We start from the raw sequence: 5,987 nt of genomic DNA, 5'->3' as shown, positions 1-5,987 counted from the left end.
GAAAATGGCGGGGCGTCCTGCCCCGGACGGGAAGCGCCAATAAATCAGCGCTTCCTTAGCCCAGGTCTGCGACCATCTCGCGCTCGGCTTCCGACAGGCTGCGCCGGAACGACGGCCATTCGAAGATGCGCGTGCTGTACTCGGTCACCGCCACCGCAGCGGCAGGCAGATCTACGCCGAGCGCCGGCAAGCGCCACAACAGCGGCGCAATGCAGCAATCCACGAGGGAGAACTCCTCACTCATGAAGAACGGACTCGCCGCGAAAATGGGCGCCGAGGCAATCAGGGTCTCGCGCAGCTCGTCGCGAGCCTCAGCAGCAGTGGTCTTATCGCCGCGACTGATGCGTCCCATCAGCGAGTACCAATCCCGGTCGACGCGATGCATCAGCAGCCGCGCGTTGGCGCGCCCCACCGGATCAACCGGCAACAGCGGCGGATGCGGGAAGCGCTCGTCCAGATACTCCATGATGATCTGGGACTCGTAGAGCGTCAGGTCACGATCCACGAGCGTCGGCACCGTCCCGTACGGATTCGCCTCCAGCACCTGCGCGGGCAAGTCATCGGCGTCAACATCGACGACATCGATGTTGATCTTCTTTTCCGCAAGGACCATCCGCACGCGATGGCAATAGGGGCATTTCGGATCGGAGAAGAGCGTCATCACACCTCAGCTCTCGGCAACCGCCGGCATGGCAGGTCTCTCGCAGCCACCTGGCTGCCGGCGGCCCAGGGGCGTCTGTCCTACGGAAGCATGACTTCGCGGCGCGATGGTGCGGCGGCAGGTGTCGGCGACCGGACAGCCTAAGCATACACTGAATCGACACCGGCCATTTCCCGCCCTCGCTGACGAGCAGCCTCTTGGGGGGCACCGATTAGCGGACTTGCTGGCCGAAATCGGCACGCGCGCCCTGCCCCGCGCTGGAAACGCCAATGAGCCCGCGTTGGCCCTGGTGCTGGTCGACGGTCACGCGCGCCTCTCCCAACAACAACGCCCGCGCCGCCGACGGGCAGGTCGGCTGGCGCGGGCTCAGGCATGCCGGCCCGTGACACGTGTGCAGGCACACGCGTCGGCCGGAGGTTTAGTGGACGTCCTTCCAGAACTCCTTCTTGAGGTAGTACGCCAGAATGAACATCAGACCCAGGAACAGCAGCACGTAAAGTCCGAGGCTGCGGCGCTCCAGCTTGTAGGGCTCGCCCACATAGGTGAGGAAGTTGGTGATGTCCCGCACCATGGAATCGTACTCTTCCACCGTGAGCTCACCGGGCTCTACCAGTTCCACGTCCACCACCTGCGGCTCACTGCCCTCACCGTGATGCGCGGCGTAAACGGGCTTCTGGATTCCCTGTAGGTTGATCAGTGCATGCGGCATGCCGACCTTTGGGAACACCAGATTGTTGACGCCGTAGGGCCGAGACTCGTCCACGTAGTAGCTCTTCAGATACGTGTAGACCCAGTCCGGATCGCGCCAGCGGGTCACCAGCGTGAGATCCGGAATCGCGGTGCCGAACCACTTCTCGCCGTCCGCAGGCTTGATGGCATTGGTCATCATATCGGTGGGCTTGGCGTCCCCGAAAAGCAGGTTCTCGCGCAGCTCGTCTTCGGGGATGCCCAGATCCTTCGCCATACGCTGGTAGCGCATGTACTGCAAGGAATGGCAGCCGAGACAGTAGTTGGTGAAGTACTTGGCGCCGCGCTGCAGCGAGGCCTTGTCCTTCAGGTCGACGTTGGCGTCCTCCAGCTCCGGGCCGTGGCCGCCGGCGGCTCCGGCGGTGAGGGGCAGCAGCAGAAGGCCGGCGATGAGGAGCTTCTTCATGTCGTCACCCTTTCCGGCACAGGCTTTGTTTTTTCGAGCTTGGTGTAGATCGGCATCAGCAGGAAAAAGGCGAAGTACACCACTGTGAAGATCTGCGACATCAACGTGTACAACTCCGTCGCCGGCTGCAGGCCGAGATACGCAAGCACGACGAAGGACACGACGAAGGCACCCAGGAAGACCTTCGACAGCATGCCTTTGTAGCGAATCGACCGCACCGGGCTACGATCCAGCCAAGGTAGCAGGAAGAGGATCAGGATGGCGCCAAACATCACCATGACGCCCGGGAACTGCGAGCCGCCGATGGGAGGCACAGCGCGCAGCATCGCGTAGTAGGGCGTGAAGTACCACACCGGCGCGATGTGCTCAGGCGTCTTCAGCGGGTCTGCCGGTTGGAAGTTCGGTGCCTCGAGGAATAGGCCACCCAGATCCGGGGCATAGAACACGACCGCCGAGAAGATCGCCGCGAAGACCACGAGTCCGACAATGTCCTTGACCGTGTAGTACGGATGGAAAGGGATGCCGTCGGCCGGGGCCGTATCGCTCCACTTGTTGCCTTTGGGGCCCTTCTTGATCTCGACGCCGTCGGGGTTGGTGGAGCCAACGGTGTGCAGCGCCACGATGTGCAGGAAGACGAGCGCCGCCAAGAGGAACGGAATGACGAAGTGGAACGCGAAGAACCGGTTCAAGGTTGTGTCGGAGATCACATAGTCACCCCGCACCCAGGTGGACAGGTCATCACCGACGGCGGGTACCGCCGCGAACAGATTCACGATGACCTGCGCGCCCCAGTAAGACATCTGACCCCAGGGCAGGAGGTAGCCGAAGAATGCCGTGGCCATCATCGCCAGGTAGATCACCACGCCGATAATCCACAACAGCTCGCGTGGCTTCTGGTATGAGCCCCACATGAGCCCGCGGAACATGTGCAGGTACACCAAGATGAAGAAGAACGATGCCCCGGTGGAGTGCATGTAGCGGATCAACCACCCCCAATTGACATCGCGCATGATGTATTCCACCGACGCGAACGCCTCTTCCGCGGACGGCTTATACGACATAGCAAGCCACAGACCGGTGACGATCTGCAGCACCAGCACCACGAGGGCCAGGGAGCCGAAGAAAGACCAGAATCCCATGTTCTTCGGCGCGTAGTATTGGGCGAGGTGGTCATTCCAGACCGCCATCACGGGGAAGCGCTTGTCGAGCCAGCCGAGGAACCCCCCCGGCGGCTGATCGGCAGCGGTTGCCGTTGTATCGGAACTCATCAGGCCGCTCCTTCATCCTCACCGATGAGGATGGTGTTCTCGTTGACGTACTTGTGTTTTGGTATCACCAAGTTGGTCGGCGCCGGCACGCCCTTGTACACCCGACCAGCGAGGTCGAACTTCGACCCGTGGCAGGGGCAGAACCAGCCGCCCTTCCAGTCGGCGCCCAGGTCATCCGGGGCGAACTCCGGACGGTAGGTGGGCGAGCAGCCGAGGTGCGTGCAGATGCCGATGGCCACGAAGTACTTGGGCTCGATCGAGCGGGTCGCATTGGCACAGTAGGGTGGCTGCTGTGATGCCAGCTCGGAGCCCGGGTCCACCAGCTTGGCATCCAGCGTGGGGAGAGCTTCAAGCATCGTGTCGGTCCGGTGCACGACCCAAATGGGCTGACCGCGATATTTGACGCGGAGCAGGGCGCCGGGTTCCAACTTGCTCACATCCGCCTGCACCGGGGCGCCGGCAGCCCGCGCCTTGGCGCTCGGGTTCATCGAAGAGATGAAGGGCACGGCGATGAAGCCAACGCCCACGGCGCCGACAGCACTCGTCGCAGTGACGAGCACGCGTCTGCGCTTTTGATCCACGCCTTCTGCGTTCATTGTTTGGTCGACCCCCGCTGGGCCCGACGCATAACGACCCAGCGCACACGCGTGCGGGGATCGCGAAAACGTCGGGCGGTCAAAAGAAAATCAGAATATCGGAAAGCTCTTCTCGACGAATCGCACATTGTCCTTGATCGATCCGCGCCGGGTCAAGGATTACCCCTACGCACTGCGGTTTTGCCGCTGCCGCCGGCAGCGACGCTGCTCCCGGCTCAAGAGACCCGGATTACACGAAAAAGTGCACTTCGCGACGACGACAAACCGCAAAACCCCTGTTTTCCAGAGTGAAACGCTCCAGCGAACGGCGCGCATTCACGCAGGGTTGTCGATGTCGCCGAACCGATGCCCGAGACCGACGTGCCCCCCTAGGTGCTCGCCCAGTGCCTGCCCGCCGTAGCGCCCCGTCGCATGATGGCCGGCGGCGACCTCACGCAGCCCCAGCCCCCCCCCCTGGTGCCCCGTGGGCTCGGAGACCTCACCGCTGAGATACAGATCGACGCCGAGGGCAGCGGCTTGATCGATGAAGCGCTGCGCGGCGCCGGTGCACCAGGCTAGGCGTCGCACGGGCCGGTCCACCACCGGCACGTGCAGCGGCCGCCGCCCGAGGCTTGTCCCAACCGCGCGTGCGAAGACCTCACCTGGAACAGGCTCGGGCAACTCGCCCGTCCAGAGCAGCCCGTCCGCGCCGGCGGGCGTGGCGTCGCGGATGCCGAGCACCGCCGCGAGGCGGCGGTTGTTGCCGAGCTCTGGATGAACATCCAGCGGCAGATGATAAGCCAGCAGCGCCAAGCCGCCCTCCACTGCCGCTCGCACACGCCGCCCATGCATGCCCACCAGACGCGGATCCTCACCCTTCCAGAACCAGCCGTGGTGCACCAAGAGTGCATCCGCTCCCGCATCGACCGCGGCCTCGATGAGGGCCAAGCTCGCGGTGACGCCGCTCACCAGATGGCGCACGGGCCGCACCCCGGCCAGCTGGAGACCATTCGGGCAGTAGTCGCTGAGCACTTGCACGCCCAGTAGTTCGTCGCAGTAGCGGCCAATCTCGGTGCTGTCCGTCATGACGTGTGCATACTCACTGCGTCGCTTCCGGGTCATCGTCCAGGCTTCGGGCCAGCCCGCCGCCCCGGCGACCGCGGCCGAATGCCGAGCCCGGGACGTACGCCTCATCATGCGCCGGGCTCCTGGCCGTGCTAGCTTACCGGTCATGGCCCATCGGCTCAAAATCCTCGCCGCCGCCGCAACCGGGCTCGCCGCCGGCGCCGGGGCCGTCGCAGGCGCGTTGATGCTCATCGGCACGCCTGGCCCGGCTGCGTCGCCACCGCCTCCACGCCCCGTCTCTTATGCAGACGCGGTGGCCCAGGCAGCACCGTCGGTGCTGCGGATCTTCGGGCAACGCCACAGCGCCCTCGGCGAGCCTGAGCTCCACCCTAGCCCGACCCAGACACCCGGACTAAGCCGGGGTTCCGCTGTGGTGGTATCGGACGATGGCCTGCTGGTCACCAGCGCACACTTGGTGGCGGAGACGGATGCGATCGGTGTCCAAGTGCCGGATCGCCGCATCCTTGAAGCCGAGCTGCTGGGTGTGGATACGCCCACGGATCTGGCGGTGCTGCATCTAGCCGAAGCGGCGGGCCCCGCCATCGACATCGGTGAGCCGGGCCGACTGCGCCCTGGGGACGTCGTGCTCGCCATCGGCAATCCGTTCGGTCTCGACCAGACCGTGAGCTTCGGAATCGTCAGCGGCGTCGGACGCTCGCATCTCGGCCTCACCGAGATCGAGGGCTTCATCCAGACAGATGCGGCGATCAACCCGGGAAACTCCGGCGGCGCCCTGATCGATACGCGGGGCCGCCTGGTCGGCATCAACACCGCCATCATGTCCGATAGCGGGTACTCCGAGGGCGTCGCTTTCGCGATTCCGGCGGATCGGGTCATGCGCGTGGTGGCGGAGATCGTCGCCCACGGCGGCGTCGAGCGTGGCTGGATCGGCATCGGCGCCCGCACCCTGGACGGCCCGCTCGCCGAGCGCTTCGGCGTGCGCGCGCCCCAGGGCGTCTTCGTGTCACGCGTCTTGCCGGACAGCCCGGCAGCCGCCGCCGGGCTGCGTGCCGGGGATGTCATCGTCGCCGCCAACGGGCAGCCGGTCACCAGCTCCCCGGCACTGCGCGAAGCGGTGCTCGCCGCCGGAGCGGGCGGTGCGCTTAAGCCCTCGCTTTAGCGCGGCAGTGAGCAGCTCACAGCCCGGCTGGAGACCAAGCACGAGCAGGACGGACAGATGGGGGAGAAGCGGGATCGGGGCGGGA

6 protein-coding genes are annotated in these 5,987 nt (G+C 65.1%); 1 reads left to right on the top strand and 5 read right to left on the bottom strand.

The genetic code is table 11. The features are described from left to right. Positions 1-55: 55 nt before the first annotated feature. The 5 genes from I6U14_RS03675 to I6U14_RS03655 all read right to left on the bottom strand — a co-directional run bounded on the left by I6U14_RS03675 (position 56) and on the right by I6U14_RS03655 (position 4,743). Positions 56-661, bottom strand: coding sequence for a glutathione S-transferase N-terminal domain-containing protein (locus tag I6U14_RS03675; protein ID WP_296896959.1), 606 nt, complete (start codon positions 659-661; stop codon positions 56-58). Between the two features lie 418 nt (positions 662-1,079). Continuing rightward, the gene (locus I6U14_RS03670; protein ID WP_296896958.1) at positions 1,080-1,814 is read right to left on the bottom strand and encodes a cytochrome c1; all 735 of its coding nucleotides are present in this window, start codon (positions 1,812-1,814) and stop codon (positions 1,080-1,082) included. Next, complete coding sequence (locus I6U14_RS03665; protein WP_296896957.1) at positions 1,811-3,082, bottom strand: cytochrome b N-terminal domain-containing protein; 1,272 nt, start codon at positions 3,080-3,082, stop codon at positions 1,811-1,813. Before I6U14_RS03665 ends, I6U14_RS03670 begins: the two co-directional genes overlap by 4 nt. Beyond that, positions 3,082-3,678 (bottom strand): ubiquinol-cytochrome c reductase iron-sulfur subunit, encoded by a 597-nt coding sequence (petA, locus tag I6U14_RS03660; protein WP_296896956.1) that lies wholly within the window; start codon positions 3,676-3,678, stop codon positions 3,082-3,084. Before petA ends, I6U14_RS03665 begins: the two co-directional genes overlap by 1 nt. 315 nt (positions 3,679-3,993) lie before the next feature. Further along, entirely contained in the window at positions 3,994-4,743 is a 750-nt protein-coding gene (locus I6U14_RS03655; protein WP_296896955.1) for a Nif3-like dinuclear metal center hexameric protein, read from the bottom strand. A 145-nt stretch (positions 4,744-4,888) separates the two neighbouring features. Between I6U14_RS03655 and I6U14_RS03650 the strand changes: the two genes are divergently transcribed. Beyond that, on the top strand, positions 4,889-5,902 hold the full coding sequence (locus I6U14_RS03650) for a trypsin-like peptidase domain-containing protein (RefSeq protein WP_296896954.1): 1,014 nt from the start codon (positions 4,889-4,891) through the stop codon (positions 5,900-5,902). Positions 5,903-5,987 lie beyond the last annotated feature (85 nt).

It is taken from the genome of Thiohalocapsa sp., from assembly GCF_019695415.1.
In the GTDB taxonomy this organism is placed as follows: domain Bacteria; phylum Pseudomonadota; class Gammaproteobacteria; order Chromatiales; family Chromatiaceae; genus Thiohalocapsa.
The sequence above is the reverse complement of the archived record's forward strand: the minus strand, read 5'-3'. Positions and strand labels throughout refer to the sequence as shown.

Bases quoted from the DNA above. Each gene is read 5' to 3' on its own strand.
- I6U14_RS03675 (WP_296896959.1), bottom strand. From the start codon at position 661: ATGACGCTCTTCTCCGATCCGAAATGCCCCTATTGCCATCGCGTGCGG.
- I6U14_RS03670 (WP_296896958.1), bottom strand. From the start codon at position 1,814: ATGAAGAAGCTCCTCATCGCCGGCCTTCTGCTGCTGCCCCTCACCGCC.
- I6U14_RS03665 (WP_296896957.1), bottom strand. From the start codon at position 3,082: ATGAGTTCCGATACAACGGCAACCGCTGCCGATCAGCCGCCGGGGGGG.
- petA (WP_296896956.1), bottom strand. From the start codon at position 3,678: ATGAACGCAGAAGGCGTGGATCAAAAGCGCAGACGCGTGCTCGTCACT.
- I6U14_RS03655 (WP_296896955.1), bottom strand. From the start codon at position 4,743: ATGACGGACAGCACCGAGATTGGCCGCTACTGCGACGAACTACTGGGC.
- I6U14_RS03650 (WP_296896954.1), top strand. From the start codon at position 4,889: ATGGCCCATCGGCTCAAAATCCTCGCCGCCGCCGCAACCGGGCTCGCC.